The organism is Bacillus sp. NS1 (assembly GCF_058248265.1).
The window spans coordinates 339,379-359,427 of sequence record NZ_JBZAZF010000001.1 but is presented as its reverse complement, the minus strand read 5'-3'; the positions used below and the strand labels follow the sequence as shown (position 1 = coordinate 359,427).

Here is a 20,049-nt window from a genome sequence, read left to right as displayed (position 1 = left end):
ATTTTTATACCTTTTGATCATATAAATCTTGAAGAATAGCTGATACCCGTTTGATGCCTTTGCCATCCACGAGCGGCCTTCCTCCCTTGTGCAATGAAAGGCGAAGAGGATAGCTGCTGATGATTCGTGACATCTGATAGATAAGCGTTTCATCTGATACAAGCTCTCCCAAGCCGAGATCAAGAGCGGCCCCTTGTTCAGCGAATGTTTTGGCTGTTGCCGTTTGATGCTCCACCTGAGAAAGAACAAGGCACGGCACACCGATGCAAATGGCTTCATACAAAGAGATGCCGCCGGCGACAATGGCGGCGTCCGCTTGTTTCATCATACCCGCCATATCATTTGTCTGCCCGATCACCGTGTACTGCGGCTTCTTTTGAATATGCCTCCGGACCGCCTCTTGATGCGGTGAAGCGCTCCCCATCACAAACATCATGTTTTTGTCATTCATGGCGGGGACTTGATCGGCAGCAGCCAACACTTTAAAAATAAGCCGCTTCGGATCACTTCCTCCTAATGCAACAACAATATTGCAGCATTTTTTCTTAAGTGTGTAATCATTTCTTGCGGCCAGGAAGCCGGGGTGAAGAATAAGATAATCCGGCCCTTCATAGATTCGGGTGTTTCCCTGATCATACACCCTGCTTCTGATATCGCCGTAAATTCCGTTGATGACTGCGTCGCTTAGCTGAATCGCTTTTTCATTTTTCTCTTCAAAGAGTACGATTTTTGCATATGTTTCCGCCTTTATTTTTCTTAATAGCTCAGCAGGCGCACCCAGAATATCAAACAAAAGCAGATCAAGTTTCTTGTTTTTTATTTCCCGGAGAATAAATTCGTGTTGCTGCAGCTCCGGCATTACGATGACATGCCAATGCTCTTCATGAAGAAATGGTTCAGACTCCTGATTCGTGTAAAACGTAATCAAGCAGCGCTGTTTGAGTTCTTCCGCAAGTCTCTTCATCCGGACAACATGCCCCATTCCTTTTTCAAAACCGCCGTCTGCAACGATCCCAATATGCATGGCTATTCAGCCTCTCGTTCGATCGCCGCATCAGGGTTACGGTTCATCAGGCTGATGAGCTCTGAGGCGGATACATCGGGGCGCTCGCCTGCTTTTTGATAAAGGGCCTTTATCGATTCATAGTCTTCCTTTGTGTCAATGGTCAGCCGATATTGAGGGGCGCGATATCGTTCCGGCGCCTCTAAAAACTGAACGCGATAAAGAGCGGGATGATCCCTTACATATAACGTGACATGCTCCTGGTATAGATCCTCCAATGCTTGAATACGGCTGATGTCTATTAACAGCTTCGCGTTGACCGCTTCACCGCAAATCCCTAACGGGGTATTCAGGATATACGTATAATCTGCTCCTTGATCAAGATGCGCCTTAATCATCAAATCGAGCAACTCCGGATCGACAAACGGATTATCACCCGTTAACCGGATAACAACTGTTGGTTTGACAGCCTCAATGAGCTCTACAAACCTGTCGAGAACACGTTCCTCGCTGCCGCGGAAAACGCGAAAGCCATGTTTGATACAGTGCGCCTCTAATATGTCGTCAGTTTCTCTGTCAGACGTGGCAATGACAAGATTATCCTGATCCTTTTGATAAAACGCGCTTTGCCGGACGCGGTGGACGAGAACATCAAGTAAACGATTCGACCCGAGCGGACGCAGCACTTTTCCAGGAAGCCGTGTTGAGCCCATTCTGGCTTGAATGATAAAGAGAATGTCATTCACGAAACGGGCTGTCCTTCATTAAAATGTCATCCCAGACAATGCCTGTGTCAGCCGGAATGTCTCTCACAGCCCGAATGCCGCCGGTTAGAAGCTCAAAAAATCTCGGGTGCAGCCCCTGCGGCTTTTGTCCGGGGCGAAGCACTGCGATATTGTCTTCACTAAAGGCTTCACCTTTTTGAATCGGAGCTGTTGTAAAGATCCCTCTGTATGCAAAATTTCGGATTTCTCCTTCGATGGCGGTCGTTGTTTTGTATGAACTGCCAAGAAGTTTTTCAGAGACCGGCTTCCTGATCCCTTGTTTCAGCTCGGCTTCGGTTTCCCTGATGCCTTCGACCATTTCTTTCAATTCGTCCGGATTTAACGCAAACGAGTGGTCGGCGCCCGGCAGGTTTTTATCGATTGTAAAATGCTTTTCTATCAGTCTTGCTCCGAGCCTAACCGCGGCACACGGTGCTTCTGTCGGATGCTCGCTATGATCGGAGAAGCCGATTACCGCATCAGGAAAAGCGGCGGCAAGCATCGGAATGACGCTGAGGTTGCTGTACTCCGGCGGCGCAGGATATTTCGCCACACAATGCATAATGGCAACTTGATCGTTGCCCTCTGCTCTGATAGTGCTCCAAGCTTCGTGAACATCAGAAATTTCCGCTCCGGCTGTCGAGAATATCATCGGCCTGTTCATACGGGCGACATATTTGAGCAGCGGAAGATGGTTAATTTCATAGGATGCAATTTTAAAAGCACTCGGCGAGGTGGACTGAAGCAGGTCGGCTGACCCTTCGTCACATACTGTGCTTAAAAAGATCACCTGCTTTTCTCGACAGTAATCCAATAGCGGAGAAATCCACTCTGCTGGCATTTCCATAGATTGAATCAGAGAAAAAATAGAGACGTCCCTACCCGCCGCTGTTTTGTACAAACCAGGATCTTTCTGATACATCTTATCAGCCTGAAACATTTGAAATTTCACGGCATCCGCTCCAGCTTCCGCCGCTGCATCAATTAGCGCAAATGCCTGATCAAGCTTTCCGTCATGATTAATTCCCGCCTCGGCGATAATAAATACAGGCGCGTCTTTGCCTACAGTTTTATTCGCGATCTGAAACTCTGCCATTATTTCGCCTCCTTGCCCGGCCAAATATGATAATAATAATATGATTGTTCAGCGGTGAAGCCCATTCTTTCATAAAGACGGATCGCCCTTACATTGTGAAGCTGCGTCCCCGCTGTTACCGTTTTATGCTTCTGGGTCTCCGGTTGTTCTAGGAGATTCGCCAATAAATGAAACGCGATACGTTTTCCTTCAAACCCCGGCTTCACAGCCATCAAATCGAGAATACATTCATCGTCTCTTGATAAGCCCTGAAGATAGCCGATGACCTCGCCATTATGCTTAGCGGCAATGTTTATAGCCGCCCTTCCATTCAGATTGTTTCGTGTCCATTCCTGAAAAATTTTGTTTGCTGCTTCGCGGCTGAGATGAGGATCTTGAAAATATCTGCTTTTTGTAAACGAGTCTCGGGCCAGCTCACATATTGCTTCTGTGTCTCCAGGCTCAGGCGGACCCAGTTCAAAAAAAGGCGGTGTTTTATCATAAAAAGACGGGGGCTTCGCCAGCTTCAGCAAACTGCCGACAAAGTAAGAGGATGGCTGCTGCTGTATCACATGCGCGGCTCCGATATCTTCAGCCGGAATACGAACAAAGATAAAATCCGTTTCATCCATTTGGCGTACAGAATAAAAAGCTTGAAATAGCCTCTTCAGCTGCCCGGTGCTGTTTGCCGCCAGAAGCTTGACGTTCATGACTTTCTTCTGAAGCACCTGGCTTTCCCACAGAGAATTTTCAAAAAGCAAGACGCCTTGGAGCCTGCTGCTTTCAAAAAGGCCGAGAGAAAATTGATACGGAACGTCCAGTGTAAGCTGCCTGCTTTGGAGAAATTCCTCAATCGCCTCTTTGGAGACATCTTCTTTTACCGTATACACTTAACCAGCCCCTTCTACGATATCCCGCACAGCTTCAATGACATCATCTACATCCTCGTCAGACATCGATGGATAGAGCGGGAGCGACAGGGTTCGTTTATAGTAATTTATCGCGACCGGGAAGTCCGCTTCCTTAAACCCGAATTGCTTTTGATAGTACGGATGAATGTGTACCGGAATAAAATGAACGCTTGTGCCGATATTGTACTCATCCTTTAAAGCCGTAATCATTTCGCTCCTCGTGACACCGGCCTGTAGTTCATCAACTTGCAGAACATATAAATGCCAGGCGTGCCTGCCGTCATCATGAACAAACGGCGTGATCAGCCCCGGAATCTGCTGAAAAGCGGCTTGGTAGCGGCCGGCAATCTCTTCTCTCCGTTTCTGCATATCATCCAGCCGTTTCAGCTGATGAAGACCAAGAGCCGCCTGCAAATCAAACATGTTCATCTTATAGCCGGGCGATTCGACTTCATAATACCAGCTGCCATTTGAAGAATAACGGTTCCATGCGGCTTTGCTCATGCCGTGAAGGCTCAGCACCCGGATGTTATCTGCAAGCTCCTCATCATCTGTCGTCAGCATGCCGCCTTCCCCTGTCGCCAGGTTTTTAGTGGCATAAAAGCTGAATGCTGTCGCGTCTCCGATAGAACCGATCATTCTTTGCTTATAAGTCGTATACACCGCATGTGCCGCATCCTCCAGCACGAATAAGCCATGCTTTTGGGCAATTGCCAATATCGCATCCATATCACAGGACTGCCCGCCGAAGTGGACGGGTACAACTGCTTTCGTACGCGGTGTGATGGCCTCCTCAAGCTTTGCCGGGTCAATATTAAGCGTGTTTTCGTCAATGTCCGCAAACACAGGCGTCGCTCCTGTATGAATAATCGTATTGGCGGTCGAGCTGAACGTAAGCGGAGAGGTAATGACCTCGTCACCCGGCCCGATCCCTTTTGCTTTCAAAGCCAAAAATAAAGCAGCGGTACATGAATTCAGCGCCACGGCGTGCTTCGCCCCGACAAACGCGGCAAATTCTTTCTCAAACTGCTGAACCTTCGGGCCTTTGGAGAGCCATCCCGATTCAAGCGTTTCTGTAACCTCCTGAATTTCTTCCTTTCCGATTAATGGCAATGAGTAAGGAAGAAAATGATTTCTCTTTTGCACCATTTCTTTGCGCTCCTATCATTTTATTCAGTATCATCCTGCCTGTAATCAACCCCTGTTTTGGCCTTCAGTACCGCAAATAAAGCGTTTGTTGATTCTGCCACCGGATAATTGGCTGCTGTGAATGCCAGACGCGCCTCTTCTGCTTTTTGATGCACGGCGGGACTTCGAAGAACCTCAATAAGCGTGCGCGCCAGTTCATCCGGCTGATCAAACATAAAATCGCCAAGAGACTCATAATACGGATACGAGCGGTTTCCGGATGATTTCCCGATCAGCGCAGGCTTTTGAAACAACATGGCTTCAAGTCCTACTGTTGAGGTTTGCGTCACTGCCGCGTCAGCATACGGCAGCAAATCATACAGATCCAGCTCCTTTTTGATGACTCTGCATGCATTATGTTTTTTCGCCGCAGCGTGATACAGATCAAGTTTGTTTTTTCCGATTTCCCAAGGATGAGGTTTAATGATAATTTGCAGTTGTTTCTGATCAGAAAGCCCTTCTAGCACACCGGAATAAAAGTCTTCCGAAAAGGGCTGGGTTGCAATGAGCACGATTTTTTTAGACGGATGAAAAGCAAGTTTTCGATAGAATGTGGACATGTCTATAGGGGTTCTGTTAAAGATTTGATCAAAGCGGGGGTGCCCCGTTACGAGAATCTGCTCAGGTTTACAGCCTTTTCGTATAAACCATTCCGCTTCATACGCACCAAAAACAGCTTGATAGGTTGTAAAAACAGGAATGAAGGCTTCATCTCCCATCAATGCGCCATGCTGAAGACAAATGCTGACGGCCCCTCTCCTCTGACACATGAGAGCGAGCACCCTGCTGTAAATATCTTCTGCGGTTCCGACGACAACGGCAGAAATCTTCTCCTGCTTAAACAGCGTATCAACCGTATCAATGGCTTCCATAAATAAAGGAATATCTTTATAAAGCCGGTCGCGAAACGCTTGATCACCGAATGCCGGGTGGTCATCAAAAGGGGCGAGAATCGAACAGGCTGTTTCGAGATACGGCTTCGGATCGCCTTTTTGGCATGATTCCGCAATCTCACGCTTGCTAATCACAGGCAGATCACAATAATGCGGCAAACTCCATCTGGCCAAAACAGCTGTTTTTTCAGGATCAAATTGATAGTAATTTTCGTTTGAAAAACGCAGGTAATCAAAGTGCAAAATGACTTTCCCCTTAACAGGTCCGTCGTTTGTTTTGACTATATTTTGTATTTTCTCTTCAAAAAACGGCTGAATCTGCCCTTCATCGATATGCTGATCCACCGATCCGAATAACTCCGGTTCTTCTTCCATCATCACCCTCAGCTCAGGGCTGATGTATTGATAAAAATTACTGATAAGTCCCAGCGGAATCCCCTTGTAACGAAGTCTGTCAAAAAGCTCCACATACTTCCGGTACAGCACCCAATAATTGCTTAAATAGGCCGACAAGCTCTCACCCCATTCCAAGCTTTTTTAATGATTCACGCAGCTCGCGGCAATTGCGCTGCGTAGGAAGGTTCCTGACAAATTCATTTTTTTCTGATTCAAACAGCTGAAAGTGAATCGATTGGTCGGTAATATAGTTCAGATCCAGCTCCTCAGCCAGCGGGTAAAACGGATAAAAATGGTTGACTCTCCAAAAGAACCGGGCATCTCCAATCCGGTAAAACGCCGGGCTTTCATCCCAATAGGAGCCAAACTTCTCCTTTACCTTCTCAAGCACAGAATACCTGTGCATCACCGAGCAATGATCGATGGCGCACGGCGCGTTCCATGTCACTTGAGCGGCAGGCCTGGCAGTTTCTTTTACAATGTCGCCATTTTCGTTTAAATGATAGGTTTTTGAGGCTGAGTAAATCACAGCCTTTTCAGGATGGGCATCGAGCTCCCGCACCATTTTCAGGATCCGCTCCGGCATATAGACGTTGTCATCCGTTGCATATGTGATATATTCACCTTCCGCCATCTCAATCGCCTGATTGATCAGCGCCGCGTACCTCGTTTTTTCCGTTCTTTCCTTTACTCCAGATACATCACTTTGATAAAAACGCACTCGGTTATCATTCAAAAAAGGACGGATTACATTCAGCGTCTCATCATTGGAGTTATCATCCATAATAAACAATTCAAAATCTGAAAACGTTTGTGAGAGTATGCTAGAAATGGACTTTGCCACATAATCGCTTTTGTTATAGCTCGTCATAATAACTGATACTTTCGGCAAATCCTACACCTCCTTCTTGAAACTTCACACCTGAAACTAACGTTATCTTATGTTGCTTATGCGCAAGTTGCGCTAGGGATACAAACCAATATGCGAAAAGTTTGTGTATGTCTATGAAAAACAGCAACTGCCCAGAACGAAATCTGTGCCGTCTGCTGTTCTTTTCCGCATATTCCAAGCATCAGCCTCATAAGGTGAAAGAGATAAAAATCGCACCAGCGACTAAGATCGTTTTCCATCGGAGGTGAGTCATCGCGGAGCGTTCATCTATACATCCGGAACATGTTTTGATTGGTTTTCATAAAAAGGAGGAACGATATGAAACCGAAAAAAAATCAATATCAGCAAATGCAGGGATTTGATAATATGCAGGGGTATCAGCCTCAGTACGGCGCCAATCCGTACCCGCAGCAAGGCCAAGGCGGACAAATGCAGATGATGGGGATGCAGCCAATGATGCCAACAATGCAGCAGGGGCAGCAAGGACAGCAGGGCTTCGGATTCCCGGGCCAGCAGCAAGGCGGCGGGTTTCAAATTCCATCAGGGCCGACACCGTCAGCGCCGGGCCAAAGCGTTCCCGGCATGCTGCCTGTTGAGGAATCTTACATTGAGAATATTTTGCGCCTGAACCGGGGAAAAACGGCCACCATTTATATGACATTTGAAAACAGCAAGGAATGGGGCTCGAAGATCTTTCGCGGCGTCATCGAGGCAGCGGGACGGGATCACATTATCCTCAGCGACCCGAAATCAGGAACACGCTACCTGCTCCTGACAATCTACCTCGATTACATTACATTTGATGAAGAAATTGCGTATACGTATCCATATACCATGTCGTCCTATTCGCCAAGATAAAGAAAAAGCCAATCACTCATATGATGAGGATTGGCTTTTTTGTTTATAGATATTTGACGGCTGCGACAACGATCATAATCCAAGAAATAATAAACGCCACACCGCCGAGCGGAGTAATAGCCCCAAGAATGGAGACTTGCGTCAGACTGAGAATATATAAGCTTCCGGAAAACAGCACGATTCCCGCGAACATCAGCCAGCCGGCCGTCGTGACACTTCCGATGCCGGATAATTTATCGGCGAGAAACGCGACAACGAAAAGCCCAAGAGCGTGATACATATGATACTGCACGCCTGTGTGCCAAACCTGAAGATATTTATCAGGAATTTTCCCTTCTAATCCGTGAGCGCCAAATGCCCCGAGCCCCACGGCAAGCAAGGCGTTAATAGCCCCTAATATGATAAAAACTTTCATTTATCTCTCCCGCCTTTTCGTTAAACTCATATCATTTATCTTATCGCACCTGTACCAAAATTCAACGTTTGTTCTCCGATGACACGAGATTGTCGGATTTTCTCCTGCGCCAAAGCTGAAACTGGTCTGCAGCTATTGCAGCAAGCGTCCCTAATACTAGCCCGTTACTTAACAAAGAAATAAATACCGGATGCAATCCCTTTAATGCAGTTTCAGGAACAAACATGATGCCGACCCCTGTCAGCAGCGAGATGCCGATCACAGACCGCACCCTTTTCAGTTCTGCTTTCTCATATGAATCAAACTCTGCAAATGCCAGACCTCCCATTGCGGAGAACACAACGAAATTTACCGCGAATCCAACGGGTGACGGCAGGCTCGCAAACGCATTCATAAAAAACGGGATCACGCTGATCAAGACAACCAAAACACTGCCGATCATAAACGGTTTTTTAGAAGACATTTTAGTCGTCTCAATAAAACCTGCGGCTCCCGAAATCGGAACCGGAGCAATGGCTCCCGTCAAACCGCTAAGCAGATGGCTGAATGAGGCGGCAAAACCTGCATGTCGTTCGTGATGCTGTTCATCCGGCTGTTTGCCGAATTTCTTCACAGCGATGTCCACAACCTTCATGCTTGCCAGCATATTCACGATCAGCAAGATGGTAATAAAAATTGAGGTGATGATCAGGCCGCTGTTAAATAACGGGGTGCCAAAAGGAAACAGGGAAGGCAGCTGAAACAGCCGATCCGGCATTTCAATCGGCTTTGCAGCCCCGGCAGCCGCAAACAGCACCCACCCGCCAAACAGGGCCAATAGAATCGAATATTGCTTGAAAAACATGATGTTCGAATTTGTCATCATAAAGGCGGCAGCGATCACAACAAGTGCCAAGCCAAATACAAGACCGTCCACACTGTCCTTACGATAGCCGATTCCAAGAATTCCTTTTATAATGGGCTGACTCAGCTGCATCACTAGAAGCAATAAATAGACGCCCGTTACAACTGGGGTAAACAAGGCGGCAAGCCGGTCAATGACCTTGAAGACACTTAACAAAAAGAAACATACAGCGCTTACAAGAAGAGCTCCCTGCAAACCGCGCAGTGTGTCCCCATATGTCGCAAACACAGTTCCCGTCAGCCCGGCGTAGATCGTATACACTCCCCACCACAAGCCCGCGGGGCTTTCATTGATCGGCAGTCTGTGGCCTTTCAAACACTGAATGACGGCGGCAATTCCCAGTACAAAAAAAGTGCTTTGGATCAATCTCGCAGAATCAGAGTGATCCAGATGAAACGACTGGGCAACCGCCACCGGAACAACAATCGCCGCAGCAATGATAAACGCTGTCCATTGCAGCGCACCAAGAACCAATTTCACGTAGCTCAACCTTTCTCATTAAAAATCAAATAAAGACTCTCCGTTTCCGTCCTCTTCCTGCTTCTCTTTTTCTTGTTTTCGATATTTGTTTAATCCTGCGCTTCCCATCATTTTTTCCATCATCAGCTGGTCTGTCGATGGCGGTGCGGCAGGACTTGGCGTGCTGCTCGGCTGTATGCGGGGCGCGCTCGTCTCTGGCTGATCCAGCACGACGTCACACAAAGAACGGACAACCGCTACGTAACGCTTCAGCTCCTCATCCCGTTCAGCTGTCTTTGCTTTTTTCAGCTCCTCTTCCATCTTTTGAATCAAAGCAGATATATGAATGTTCATCAAGAACCCTCCAAAAAATAAATGTCGTCTTCCTGCATTTTATCAAATTCCTGCTGCAAACGCAGATATGAGTTTGTTATTTTTTCTAACAAACCTTTCGCATTTGACAAGCAGAAGAGATTTTTCACATAATAAATCACCATACCTTACGAAAAAGGAGCGATGGAATGAACAGCATACCCTCTATCGTCAGCAAGCATAAAGCATATTTTGCGGCGGGGCATACGAGACCGCTAGAATCGAGACTGGACATGTTGCAGAAGCTGAAACAAGCCATCAAAACACATGAAGCCGATCTCACAGCTGCTCTCTATCAAGATCTCCACAAATCCGAACAAGAAGCATACACAACGGAAATCGGAATCGTGTTGGAGGAAATCAGCTTTGTGATGAAAAGACTGGGAAAATGGGCCAAGCCGAAACGAGTCAAAACGCCGCTGACCCATCTAGGCTCCAAAAGCATCATCATACCTGAGCCGTATGGAACCGTTTTGGTGGTTGCGCCATGGAACTATCCCCTGCAGCTGGCGCTTTCTCCCTTGATTGGAGCCATTGCCGCCGGGAACACGGTCGTTCTCAAACCATCAGAATATACGCCGGCTGTTTCCGCTGTTCTTTCCAAACTCATCAGCAATGTTTTTCCGAGTGATTATGTCGCTATGGCGGAAGGCGGGCCCGACGTCAGCACAGCATTATTACAGCAGCCCTTTGACTATATTTTCTTCACCGGCAGCGTTGCCGTGGGAAAAATCGTCATGGAGGCTGCCGCTAAACAATTAATTCCCGTCACCTTGGAGCTCGGCGGCAAAAGCCCCTGCATTGTCCATAAAGATGCTGACATACAGCTTGCCGCCAAACGCATTATCTTCGGTAAATTCACGAATGCGGGACAAACCTGCATCGCACCGGATTATTTATTAGTCCACGAAGACATCAAAACAAAGCTCACAGAAGAAATGAAGCGTGCGATTAGTGAATTTTACGGCTCTCAGCCCGAATGTAATCCGCAGTACGGCAAAATCGTCAGTGAGCGCCACTACAAGCGGCTGCTCAGCTTTCTGAGCGGTGGCGTCCCCCTCACAGGCGGACAGTTTGATCATGATCACCACAAAATAGCGCCGACAATTCTTGAGCAAGTGAAGGAAGACTCTCCAGTGATGCAGGAGGAGATTTTCGGGCCGATTCTTCCGTTATTTACGTACGGTAATATCGATGAAGTCATTGAGAAAGTCCAATCGCGCCCAAAGCCACTTGCTCTGTATGTTTTCACTACAAATAAAGAAATCGAGCGGGCTGTTTTAGAGAACCTGTCGTTTGGCGGAGGCTGTGTCAATGATACGTTAATGCACGTCGCGACACCGTATTTGCCATTCGGCGGCGTCGGAGAAAGCGGCATCGGCAGCTATCACGGATTTGACAGCTTTAACACATTTACGCACAAAAAAAGCGTCGTCAAACAAACGAACCGCTTCGACTTCGCTTTTCGTTATCCTTCCTCCAAAAACGGGCTGCGACTGATTCGGAAAATACTTAAATAAAAAAGCGCAGATGATCTGCGCTTTTTTACAAATCCTTTATACACCAATCAATCGGTGCCTCTCCCATTTTCTCCAAGCACGCATTCGCCCGGGAAAACGGTCTGCTCCCGAAAAATCCGTTTCTTGCCGAAAACGGGCTGGGATGCGTGGATTCAATGATAAAATGCTTGGACGTGTCGATCCGTTCTTTTTTCATTTGAGCATGCCGGCCCCATAAAATAAAGACAATCGGCCGCTCCCTTTCATTCAGCACGTCAATAACCCGGTCCGTCAGACGCTCCCAGCCTTTTCCCTTATGGGAATTCGCCTGTCCGCGCCTTACGGTCAGCACAGTATTCAACAAAAGAACCCCTTGCTTTGACCAACTCACAAGCGACCCGTGATTCGGGATGCTGCACCCGATGTCCTGCTGCAGCTCAAGAAAGATATTCCTTAATGAAGGCGGCTGCTTCACACCCGGCTTTACGGAGAAGCTTAAGCCTTGAGCCTGTCCTGGCCCGTGATATGGATCTTGGCCGAGAATGACGACCTTCACATCATCGTATGGGGTATAATGCAGCGCATTAAAAATATCCCGGCTGTCCGGATAAACCGTTTGCTCCTTGTATTCCCGCTTCAGCATTTCTCTGAGCTCTTGATAATACGGTTTCTCAAACTCTTCCTTCAGCTGATTCCACCAGCTGTCTTGTAAAAGCTGTTTCAAGATTCAGGCCTCCCTTACGAACGATGTAGTCTGGAATAGACAGGTTTGCCATCCCAAACGATCTCACTTTGTGCTTCCCGTCTTTTCATCTCAGGCTCTTCAAGCAGGACGGCAAAGTTTTTCGTCGGCAGTTCCCCGAGTCCATGCTTTTCACTTAAACGATCCAAATATTGTTTCCGCTTGGCGCCAAGGTCCGCGGACTGATTGTCTCCCGCGTCACTGAAGGCATAAATTACACTGGCAATAGGGACACGCTTCACTCGGTACTCCTTTGCAGCGCGCAAATAAAAATCCCAATCCCAATAATTGTGCACATCAGCATCGAAATACCCGATTTCATCATGCAGAAAACGTCTATACATGCTGCCCGACGGCACGTATGTAGAGAACACTCTCATATCCTCGTAGTCAGCGGTATAAGCAAACAGTTTCCGCGAAACTGGATATCTTGTTCCGTTTTTCTCTTCAAACGAGACAATTTCTGCATCAGAATGAACGAAATCTGCCGTTTCTATTTCCTTCGCCATTCTTTCCACATGCCCCGGTGTAAAGAAATCATCGTCATCACAAAGCATAATGCAATCGCCTGACGCCTCTTTTACACCGGCATTTCTCGCAGCCACATGCCCCGAGTTCTTTTCTAAATTGATGACGGCAATCGGCAGTTCCGGATACAGTGCTTTGACAGGCACGACCGATTCACCGGCATCATTCACAATAATAATTTCATACGGCTTCATGGTCTGCTGCGAAATCGACTCCAGAAGCTCACACAAAGCCGGAATCCGATTATAGGTCACAATTACGATAGAAATCTTCATGATGCTCTCCTTCTCATTTTCATAGTCATGTACTATTAAAACATATATTGGACGGGAGATCAGTGGGAATATCCTACCGAAACAGTAATGCGGCACCGATCAAAAGCATCAAGATCAGTGCCAGATCTTCAAACACATGAAAGAGATCTTTCAGGCAGACGCCATTCGGAAGGATCAGATGCCAGAGCTTAGATTGATAGACCGGCTGCAGCACAAGCGCATAAGAAAGACACAAAAAAGCAAAGGCTTCATCGTCCCAATTCCACAAGATGTCTGTCATACTAGATCCATCTAATAAAAATAAAGGTATCATGAAGGCCAGCAGCACAAAGGACCCCAATTGAACATCAAAAGGCGCATTTTCTGGTTACATGCAAACCCCTCTTGGTATTGTCAAATGATTCCTATCGTTCTTCTATATTGTGATACAGAGAAAATCTAACTATAATGAAAGACAAAACACGATGGAGGTTCAAGACATGTCTATGCATAAAGCACTCACCATTGCCGGCTCAGATTCCAGCGGCGGTGCTGGGATTCAAGCCGATTTAAAAACATTTCAAGAAAAAAATGTATACGGGATGACCGCCTTAACGGTGATCGTTGCGATGGACCCAAACAACAGCTGGGACCATCAAGTGTTCCCGATCGATACTGATACAATCCGCGCCCAGCTTGCAACGATTACGGATGGCATCGGTGTGGACGCCATGAAAACAGGAATGCTGCCAACCGTTGACATTATCGAACTTGCGGCAAAAACGATCAAAGAAAAACAATTAAAAAATGTTGTAATCGACCCGGTTATGGTTTGCAAAGGGGCTAATGAAGTCCTTTATCCGGAGCACGCCCAAGCCCTCCGTGAACAATTAGCGCCGCTAGCCACTGTCATTACGCCGAATCTGTTTGAAGCCAGCCAGCTCAGCGGCATGGATGAATTAAAAACAGTTGACGATATGATCGAAGCTGCGAAAAAAATTCACGCACTCGGCGCTCAATACGTTGTCATTACAGGCGGAGGCAAACTCAAACACGAAAAAGCCGTCGATGTTCTCTATGACGGAGAAACAGCGGAAGTCCTTGAAAGCGAAATGATCGATACGCCTTATACACATGGTGCAGGCTGTACCTTCTCAGCAGCCGTGACTGCGGAGCTCGCCAAAGGTGCCGAAGTCAAAGAAGCCATTTACGCAGCGAAAGAATTCATTACCGCTGCCATTAAAGAATCCTTCCCGCTAAACCAGTATGTCGGACCTACGAAGCATTCTGCGCTGCGCCTGACTAAACAATCATAAACAAAAAAGGCTGCCTTACAGAGAGGCAGCTTTTTTATACACCCGAAGACTTTTCACAGAAAAAACTGCCGATCCCATCGACAGCCTGTTTATTTGACTTTTAAATTGTTCGCAGATTTCCTCAAAAATGCTTCTATCGACTGGACAAAAAGTGCATATTCCTTCATTTGCTCATATGCTCGCGAAAGAATTTCCGCCGTTTCACTGTGCGGTGTTGTCCCGCCAAGCATTTTTTTCAGCTGCAGCAGCACATCCTTATATTCTTCACGCTTATCTTCAACCTGGTCCGCAGCCTTTTCCAAACATTCCGGTGTTATCTTCTGTTCATGTATATTCAAGAAAACAACTCCTTTTACTGAAAAAAATAGTAGGTTATCGTTGAAGAATAGCACAGATGGCACAGATTTCACATAAGAAAAAAGAAGGATTTCCTACATAAGTGTCCAAATTCCGACGTTCATTTCAGATTTTCCGATCGATCTGGCCGTTATTTCATGATTTCCCGGGAAAGGAAAATATCTCGCACTGAAAACCTCTTCTCCATTATTGATAAAGATTTCTATAGATGACGCATCGATAAACATGTGCACGGTATGCAAATCCTTGATGCGGCAATGTCTCGCTTCTGTTCGTTTTCCATCGAAGCTCGTCCGCTCCAGCGTAACAACCCCCTTGTTCTTATCAAAGGAGAACGCAGCCGTACCGCGGATACTGATTGAAAAGCCAGACTCTGTATCAATATCTTCAATCAAGATCTCAGCTCTTTCAGGGTTTTCAACCGGAAGCGCACCAGATGATTCATGCATGTTGATTTGTATTTTCTTCTCATTTCTGCGCATGGCTTTCAGCTCAGGCAGCGGCTGCTGAATCAGCTTCTCTCCTGATAGCGTCAGCTGTCTCGGCAGCGTCATACAGTGAATCCAGTGATAGTCAATCGTCGGATGAGACCCTTCATCCTGATCAGGCACAGCCATCCATGCAAACAAAATCCGCCTTCCCTGATCGTCTTCAAGTGTTTGTGGCGCGTAAAAATCAAAACCTTGATCAAGCTCTGTAAAAGCGCCATGCTTCAGTTCAGGCTTGTTATAATCGAGACGCCCGACAAAATAACCTGATTGATACACGTTCTGATAACGAAAACCCTCAGCCTCAAGACCCTGAGGCGAGACAATCAGCACATCGGATCCCTGAAGAGAAAACAAGTCAGGGCATTCCCACATGTACCCGAAATCGGTTAGCCCGTTAAAGCCCGCGCCAGTTATCGGGCCGAGAAATCTCCACTCTATCAGGTTATCAGAAGCAAACAAAACAGCGTGTCCTTGCATATTCTCCGTTTGTGCACCGATTACCATGTACCATGTGCCTTCATGCTCCCATACCTTCGGATCGCGAAAATGGGGCGTGTATCCTTCTGGGAGGCGGGCGACGACACCCTTTTTCTCAAAGGTCAGCCCGTCGTCAGATACAGCAAGGCACTGATATGTTTCCCGATTCCCATCCTGATCCCTGACATTTCCTGTGTAAAACAGATAGAGCCGATCGTCTTTCGTGACACCGCTGCCCGAGTAGCAGCCGTTTTTATCGAACCAATCACTCGGAGCGAGCGCAATGTCTTCCCGCTTCCAATTCACAACATCCTGTGTCGTATAATGCCCCCAAAATTTCGCGCCGTGCCCCGTCTGAAACGGCTGCCACTGAAAGAATACATGATAGCTGCCCTTCCAATATATCACGCCATTCGGGTCATTCAGCAGCCCAACCGGCGGCATGATGTGAAAATGCTGGCGATGCGGATCACTGTCAGCGATAGGCTCTTTTTTCTCCACTTCTTCATAAGCCCGGCGGCGAAGCTCGTGATCATATGCTGTCATTTTTTTCTCCCCTCATCCTCATTAATCTTCATGATAAACGCTGCAATGAACGCTGACACTGCCGCAATGGCCATCCCAATCAGATAGTTGATCAAGTTGCCCATGCCAAACGGCGCAGCAATGGCGATCATCGGAATACCCGTTAACCCATAAGCGTTTGCAGCAACATGAGTAAAGACGACATATGCACCGCCCAATGCGCCTCCGATCATCGCGGCGATAAACGGTTTTCGGTAGCGAAGGTTAACTCCGAATATGACGGGCTCAGTAATGCCGAGAAAAGCGGAAAATGCAGCCGGAAGCGCGATTTCTTTTGTCTTTGCCTTTTTCGCCATAAAGAAGACGGCAAGGCCTGCCCCGCCCTGTGCGACATTCGCCATTGACCAGATCGGCAGCAAATAGTTTTTGCCTATATCTGCAATAAGCCCTGCCTCAATCGCATGGAAGCTGTGATGAACGCCTGTCAGCACGATAAGTGAATACGTGCCACCGAAAATCAGACCCGCAACAAAACCGGCATGGTCATATACATAAGTTAAAGCAACCGTAATCCCGGAGCCAAGCGCTCTTCCCAGAGGGCCAATCGCAATAAAAGCAACAAACCCGGTGACAATTACAGTAACAAAAGGTGTAACAAGCAAATCTACCGCATGCGGAACCACTTTTCTTGTCCATTTCTCTACCTTGCTCATTACATAAACCGCCAGCAGAACAGGGATGACAGTTCCCTGATAGCCTAGAAGCGCAATATCAAATCCGAAAAGATGCATATAATCAGGTGTCGCTTCAGCCAAACCCCATGGATTCAAGAGGTTTGGATGAATCATGATTCCCCCGATGACCGCTCCCAAGTACGGGTTGCTGCCAAATTCTTTTGAAGCGCTTACTCCGATTAGAATCGGCAAGAAAATGAATGCTGCACTTGAAAACATATCAAGCAGCTGAAAAACTGCAGAATCCTTGCTCATCCAATGAAACGCATTGATCATACCCAGCAATCCCATTAATAGGCCGCTGGCTACAATAGCCGGGATAATTGGGACAAAAATATTAGAAAGCGTTTTCGCAAATCTCGCAGCGGGATTCAGCTTTTCTTTTGCCGCATCCTGATGATTTACGTGTTCCTCACGCTCAATATCAGCTTCTTTAGAAAAAGCATCGAATACTTTATTCACAAGGCCCGTTCCGAAAATGATCTGGTACTGGCCAGAGCTGCTGAAAGCGCCTTTGACGCCATCAAGCTCTTCTACTTGTGCTTGATCTATCTTTGATTCATCTTTAATCACTAAACGCAGTCTTGTTGCACAATGAGCCGCACTGATAATATTTTCCTTCCCACCGAGAAGCTCAATGAGGCGTATTGCAGTCTCTTTGTAATCCATTTGTTTCTCCCCCTTTTATTTAAACAAAAAAGACCTAAAATTCGCCAACGAATAAAGGACACAGCGATCCTTTTTCATTTACGCAAATTTTAGGTCTTGCCTGCTTTACCAGTCACAATCCCGCTTATTTAGATTGAGAATACGCTTTCATCATAAATCATGATAGCGTTTTCGTCAACTGTTTTTTAGTTAAATAGTTTGATAAAACATATAGACATAAATTCGTAAAAATTAATTGTGAAGTATTTCACAATATCATGCTATACTATGCTCAACCATAAAAGAAAGCAGGAAAAGACAATGGAAGCTCAAGCATTGCAAAAGGTTGAACAGTACGCTTTGAAAAAACAAAACATATTTGTTTCTAGCAAAATCCGTTATGTGCTCAGATCCATTTTAGCCAGCATGTTTATCGGTTTCGGCATTACAGCCGCAAGTAAAACAGGCAGCTATTTCTCCATGGCGGATTCTCCGTTTGCCTTTCCGGCAGCCGCTGTCACATTCGGGGCCGCAATACTGCTGATTGCTTACGGGGGCGGGGATTTATTTACCGGCAACACCTTTTATTTCACTTATACCGCGCTCCGAAAAAAAATCCGCTGGCGCGATACCCTGTACCTGTGGATGTTTAGCTATGCCGGCAATTTGATCGGCGCCATTCTATTTGCCATTCTGATCAGCGCGACAGGACTTTTTGAGGAGGCTTCTATTCATTCCTTTTTGATTCATCTGGCAGAGCACAAAATGGAGCCGCCCGCTTCTGAGCTGTTTTTCAGAGGAATGCTTTGCAATTGGCTTGTGTGCCTCGCCTTTTTTATTCCGATGTCTCTCAAAGACGAAGGAGCAAAGCTGTTTGCCATGATGCTTTTCGTTTTCTGTTTCTTTATTTCCGGTTTTGAGCACAGCATTGCCAATATGTGCACATTCGCCATCTCCCTTTTGATCGAGCACCCTGATACGTTGACACTGATGGGGGCAGTCAGAAACTTAATTCCTGTGACGCTCGGCAATCTGACCGCGGGAATGGTAATGATGGGCTGGATGTACTACACGCTCAATCCCGATAAATAAAAAAAACTTCCAGAGATCACTCCCTGCAAGTCAATGCGGTTATTCCGAGAGATCTTGAAGACGCTGGACATGCAGCGTGATATAGCCGGCCTCGGACTCCGGCAAATGTAATTGATATTCATTTTTCAAAAACTCCGCCAGCTCCAGCGCACATTGATAGGCAAATGAATACTTTTTTTGGATGAAATAAAGCATCTCCTCGTCCATACGATGGAGCGCTTCATTTGATTCCAACCGGCTGACCGCGTATCGCAAATGCGTGACAAGGCGTTGATAGGAAATGCTGTTTTCATCCACCTTTCGATTAAAGTATTGTTCTATTTTCTCTATCATTTCTTTGATCATGGTCGTATGCTTCAGCGCTGAATACATGCTCTCCGCATCCATCTTCGCCGTATGGATGTGAAGGGCAATATAACCAGCTTCATCTTCAGGCAGAGACACACCCAATGTCTCTTTTACATGTCCGATCGCCCACAGGCCAATCTCATATTCCTTTTTATAAAGCGCCTTGATCTCATGCAGCAATTTATTCTGCACAAGCAGCCCATTTTGAATCCTTTCGATCGCAAAGGATAAATGGTCAGAAAGCGCGATATGAATGTGGTCGCTCAGTGGCGCCGCGAGCTCCCCTTCCGCATAGCTGATGATATCCTCAGCTATTTCAATATGCTCCTCCGGCAGCGTTTGCAGGATTTGTTTAAACTTTTCATTCTCATCGTGCACGACAAATATCTTTTCCACTTTATTCATAGGGATGAGGTCATTTTTCTTTTTTTGAAAAGCGATTCCCGGTCCCATCACGATTTTTTCCTGATCATCCTCTTTTATTAAAGCCGCATTGTTGTTTAATACTTTATAGATTTTCAAGAGGCTACCTCTCCCGCCAAATAGCTTTTGACTGGGATTTTACCTCCTTTTGACCGCCATGTAAAGATGCGGGCCAGCTCTCTCCTGCTTTGGCGATTCCTTGAAGGCTTGCAAACACCTTCTCTTATAAAGCGCGGCGGCTTTCGCTTTCTGTTTTTCTTCATCATTCACAGCCATCCGCCATTCATAAAACGAAACAAGCCCTGCGGCTTGCACCGCCGCTTTTCTTTGGTATGTACGCTGAGCCGAATAGACCGCGGCAGCCGCAGTTTTTCTGTCCGGCGTCACCCAGTTCATCAAAAAGACCATCCACACCCGTAAAGATACAAGCAAACGTTTCATAGAAAAACATCCCTCCGCTTCTTTTTGGCAGGCAGCCTTTTTAG

The 20,049-nt window shown here is 46.7% G+C and carries 21 protein-coding genes and 1 pseudogene; 4 read left to right on the top strand and 18 right to left on the bottom strand.

Annotated elements, in window-relative coordinates:
- Positions 1 to 4: 4 nt before the first annotated feature.
- From AC4CV5_RS01830 to spsA, 7 genes are read right to left on the bottom strand one after another with little or no spacing between them, the layout of a single operon-like run.
- The gene (locus AC4CV5_RS01830) at positions 5 to 1,024 is read right to left on the bottom strand and encodes a PseG/SpsG family protein (protein ID WP_222142246.1); all 1,020 of its coding nucleotides are present in this window, start codon (positions 1,022 to 1,024) and stop codon (positions 5 to 7) included.
- 2 nt (positions 1,025 to 1,026) lie between these two features.
- The gene (locus tag AC4CV5_RS01825; protein WP_166846983.1) at positions 1,027 to 1,749 is read right to left on the bottom strand and encodes a glycosyltransferase family protein; all 723 of its coding nucleotides are present in this window, start codon (positions 1,747 to 1,749) and stop codon (positions 1,027 to 1,029) included.
- Complete coding sequence (locus AC4CV5_RS01820; protein ID WP_490922002.1) at positions 1,742 to 2,863, bottom strand: N-acetylneuraminate synthase family protein; 1,122 nt, start codon at positions 2,861 to 2,863, stop codon at positions 1,742 to 1,744. Before AC4CV5_RS01820 ends, AC4CV5_RS01825 begins: the two co-directional genes overlap by 8 nt.
- The gene (locus tag AC4CV5_RS01815; protein ID WP_222142249.1) at positions 2,863 to 3,732 is read right to left on the bottom strand and encodes a GNAT family N-acetyltransferase; all 870 of its coding nucleotides are present in this window, start codon (positions 3,730 to 3,732) and stop codon (positions 2,863 to 2,865) included. Before AC4CV5_RS01815 ends, AC4CV5_RS01820 begins: the two co-directional genes overlap by 1 nt.
- Positions 3,733 to 4,902, bottom strand: a complete 1,170-nt coding sequence (locus AC4CV5_RS01810) for a DegT/DnrJ/EryC1/StrS family aminotransferase (RefSeq protein WP_490922001.1) — start codon at positions 4,900 to 4,902, stop codon at positions 3,733 to 3,735.
- A 20-nt stretch (positions 4,903 to 4,922) separates the two neighbouring features.
- A complete protein-coding gene (locus AC4CV5_RS01805; protein ID WP_166846971.1) occupies positions 4,923 to 6,347 on the bottom strand; it encodes a CDP-glycerol glycerophosphotransferase family protein in 1,425 nt (474 codons plus the stop codon).
- 4 nt (positions 6,348 to 6,351) lie between these two features.
- Positions 6,352 to 7,122: a spore coat dTDP-glycosyltransferase SpsA gene (spsA, locus tag AC4CV5_RS01800; protein ID WP_490922000.1), complete on the bottom strand. Its 771-nt coding sequence runs from the start codon at positions 7,120 to 7,122 to the stop codon at positions 6,352 to 6,354.
- Between the two features lie 318 nt (positions 7,123 to 7,440).
- Between spsA and gerQ the strand changes: the two genes are divergently transcribed.
- Positions 7,441 to 7,980, top strand: a complete 540-nt coding sequence (gerQ, locus tag AC4CV5_RS01795) for a spore coat protein GerQ (protein ID WP_166846965.1) — start codon at positions 7,441 to 7,443, stop codon at positions 7,978 to 7,980.
- Positions 7,981 to 8,023: 43 nt separating this feature from the next.
- On the opposite strand, the gene AC4CV5_RS01790 is transcribed toward gerQ, so the two are convergent.
- The 3 genes from AC4CV5_RS01790 to AC4CV5_RS01780 form a co-directional block, all read right to left on the bottom strand.
- On the bottom strand, positions 8,024 to 8,395 hold the full coding sequence (locus AC4CV5_RS01790; RefSeq protein WP_166846962.1) for a DUF423 domain-containing protein: 372 nt from the start codon (positions 8,393 to 8,395) through the stop codon (positions 8,024 to 8,026).
- A 61-nt stretch (positions 8,396 to 8,456) separates the two neighbouring features.
- Positions 8,457 to 9,779, bottom strand: a complete 1,323-nt coding sequence (locus tag AC4CV5_RS01785) for a purine/pyrimidine permease (RefSeq protein ID WP_222142252.1) — start codon at positions 9,777 to 9,779, stop codon at positions 8,457 to 8,459.
- Positions 9,780 to 9,797: 18 nt separating this feature from the next.
- Positions 9,798 to 10,112, bottom strand: coding sequence for a YwdI family protein (locus AC4CV5_RS01780; RefSeq protein WP_166846956.1), 315 nt, complete (start codon positions 10,110 to 10,112; stop codon positions 9,798 to 9,800).
- A gap of 167 nt (positions 10,113 to 10,279) precedes the next feature.
- Between AC4CV5_RS01780 and AC4CV5_RS01775 the strand changes: the two genes are divergently transcribed.
- A complete protein-coding gene (locus tag AC4CV5_RS01775; RefSeq protein WP_490921999.1) occupies positions 10,280 to 11,650 on the top strand; it encodes an aldehyde dehydrogenase in 1,371 nt (456 codons plus the stop codon).
- 25 nt (positions 11,651 to 11,675) lie between these two features.
- Here the strand turns inward: AC4CV5_RS01775 and AC4CV5_RS01770 are convergent, their stop codons facing one another.
- The 3 genes and pseudogenes from AC4CV5_RS01770 to AC4CV5_RS01760 all read right to left on the bottom strand — a co-directional run.
- Positions 11,676 to 12,353 (bottom strand): uracil-DNA glycosylase, encoded by a 678-nt coding sequence (locus tag AC4CV5_RS01770; protein ID WP_222142254.1) that lies wholly within the window; start codon positions 12,351 to 12,353, stop codon positions 11,676 to 11,678.
- A gap of 14 nt (positions 12,354 to 12,367) precedes the next feature.
- A complete protein-coding gene (locus AC4CV5_RS01765) occupies positions 12,368 to 13,174 on the bottom strand; it encodes a glycosyltransferase family 2 protein (RefSeq protein ID WP_373922825.1) in 807 nt (268 codons plus the stop codon).
- A gap of 73 nt (positions 13,175 to 13,247) precedes the next feature.
- Positions 13,248 to 13,552 (bottom strand): annotated as a pseudogene (locus AC4CV5_RS01760) (hypothetical protein); the annotation flags it as partial.
- A 101-nt stretch (positions 13,553 to 13,653) separates the two neighbouring features.
- On the opposite strand from AC4CV5_RS01760, the gene AC4CV5_RS01755 reads away from it, so the two are divergent.
- Complete coding sequence (locus AC4CV5_RS01755; protein ID WP_326222315.1) at positions 13,654 to 14,469, top strand: bifunctional hydroxymethylpyrimidine kinase/phosphomethylpyrimidine kinase; 816 nt, start codon at positions 13,654 to 13,656, stop codon at positions 14,467 to 14,469.
- An 89-nt stretch (positions 14,470 to 14,558) separates the two neighbouring features.
- Here the strand turns inward: AC4CV5_RS01755 and AC4CV5_RS01750 are convergent, their stop codons facing one another.
- The 3 genes from AC4CV5_RS01750 to scrA form a co-directional block, all read right to left on the bottom strand.
- Positions 14,559 to 14,807: a hypothetical protein gene (locus AC4CV5_RS01750; RefSeq protein ID WP_014115608.1), complete on the bottom strand. Its 249-nt coding sequence runs from the start codon at positions 14,805 to 14,807 to the stop codon at positions 14,559 to 14,561.
- 93 nt (positions 14,808 to 14,900) lie between these two features.
- On the bottom strand, positions 14,901 to 16,340 hold the full coding sequence (gene sacA, locus AC4CV5_RS01745; protein WP_490921998.1) for a sucrose-6-phosphate hydrolase: 1,440 nt from the start codon (positions 16,338 to 16,340) through the stop codon (positions 14,901 to 14,903).
- Positions 16,337 to 17,722: a PTS system sucrose transporter subunit IIBC gene (scrA, locus tag AC4CV5_RS01740; protein ID WP_166846939.1), complete on the bottom strand. Its 1,386-nt coding sequence runs from the start codon at positions 17,720 to 17,722 to the stop codon at positions 16,337 to 16,339. The genes sacA and scrA overlap by 4 nt, the downstream gene beginning before the upstream one ends.
- Before the next feature lie 300 nt (positions 17,723 to 18,022).
- Between scrA and AC4CV5_RS01735 the strand changes: the two genes are divergently transcribed.
- Positions 18,023 to 18,793: a formate/nitrite transporter family protein gene (locus tag AC4CV5_RS01735; protein WP_166846936.1), complete on the top strand. Its 771-nt coding sequence runs from the start codon at positions 18,023 to 18,025 to the stop codon at positions 18,791 to 18,793.
- A 39-nt stretch (positions 18,794 to 18,832) separates the two neighbouring features.
- On the opposite strand, the gene sacT is transcribed toward AC4CV5_RS01735, so the two are convergent.
- Positions 18,833 to 19,663, bottom strand: a complete 831-nt coding sequence (gene sacT / locus AC4CV5_RS01730) for a sac operon transcriptional antiterminator SacT (RefSeq protein WP_166846933.1) — start codon at positions 19,661 to 19,663, stop codon at positions 18,833 to 18,835.
- A gap of 39 nt (positions 19,664 to 19,702) precedes the next feature.
- A complete protein-coding gene (locus tag AC4CV5_RS01725) occupies positions 19,703 to 20,005 on the bottom strand; it encodes a hypothetical protein (protein ID WP_087992814.1) in 303 nt (100 codons plus the stop codon).
- Between the last annotated feature and the right edge of the window lie 44 nt (positions 20,006 to 20,049).

Excerpts from the sequence above, each read along its gene's own strand:
- AC4CV5_RS01810 (WP_490922001.1), bottom strand. The coding sequence starts at position 4,902 with ATGGTGCAAAAGAGAAATCATTTTCTTCCTTACTCATTGCCATTAATC.
- AC4CV5_RS01820 (WP_490922002.1), bottom strand. The coding sequence starts at position 2,863 with ATGGCAGAGTTTCAGATCGCGAATAAAACTGTAGGCAAAGACGCGCCT.
- AC4CV5_RS01780 (WP_166846956.1), bottom strand. The coding sequence starts at position 10,112 with ATGAACATTCATATATCTGCTTTGATTCAAAAGATGGAAGAGGAGCTG.
- AC4CV5_RS01765 (WP_373922825.1), bottom strand. The coding sequence starts at position 13,174 with ATGAAGATTTCTATCGTAATTGTGACCTATAATCGGATTCCGGCTTTG.
- AC4CV5_RS01830 (WP_222142246.1), bottom strand. The coding sequence starts at position 1,024 with ATGCATATTGGGATCGTTGCAGACGGCGGTTTTGAAAAAGGAATGGGG.
- AC4CV5_RS01755 (WP_326222315.1), top strand. The coding sequence starts at position 13,654 with ATGTCTATGCATAAAGCACTCACCATTGCCGGCTCAGATTCCAGCGGC.
- AC4CV5_RS01790 (WP_166846962.1), bottom strand. The coding sequence starts at position 8,395 with ATGAAAGTTTTTATCATATTAGGGGCTATTAACGCCTTGCTTGCCGTG.
- AC4CV5_RS01735 (WP_166846936.1), top strand. The coding sequence starts at position 18,023 with ATGGAAGCTCAAGCATTGCAAAAGGTTGAACAGTACGCTTTGAAAAAA.
- sacA (WP_490921998.1), bottom strand. The coding sequence starts at position 16,340 with ATGACAGCATATGATCACGAGCTTCGCCGCCGGGCTTATGAAGAAGTG.
- scrA (WP_166846939.1), bottom strand. The coding sequence starts at position 17,722 with ATGGATTACAAAGAGACTGCAATACGCCTCATTGAGCTTCTCGGTGGG.
- gerQ (WP_166846965.1), top strand. The coding sequence starts at position 7,441 with ATGAAACCGAAAAAAAATCAATATCAGCAAATGCAGGGATTTGATAAT.
- AC4CV5_RS01725 (WP_087992814.1), bottom strand. The coding sequence starts at position 20,005 with ATGAAACGTTTGCTTGTATCTTTACGGGTGTGGATGGTCTTTTTGATG.
- AC4CV5_RS01775 (WP_490921999.1), top strand. The coding sequence starts at position 10,280 with ATGAACAGCATACCCTCTATCGTCAGCAAGCATAAAGCATATTTTGCG.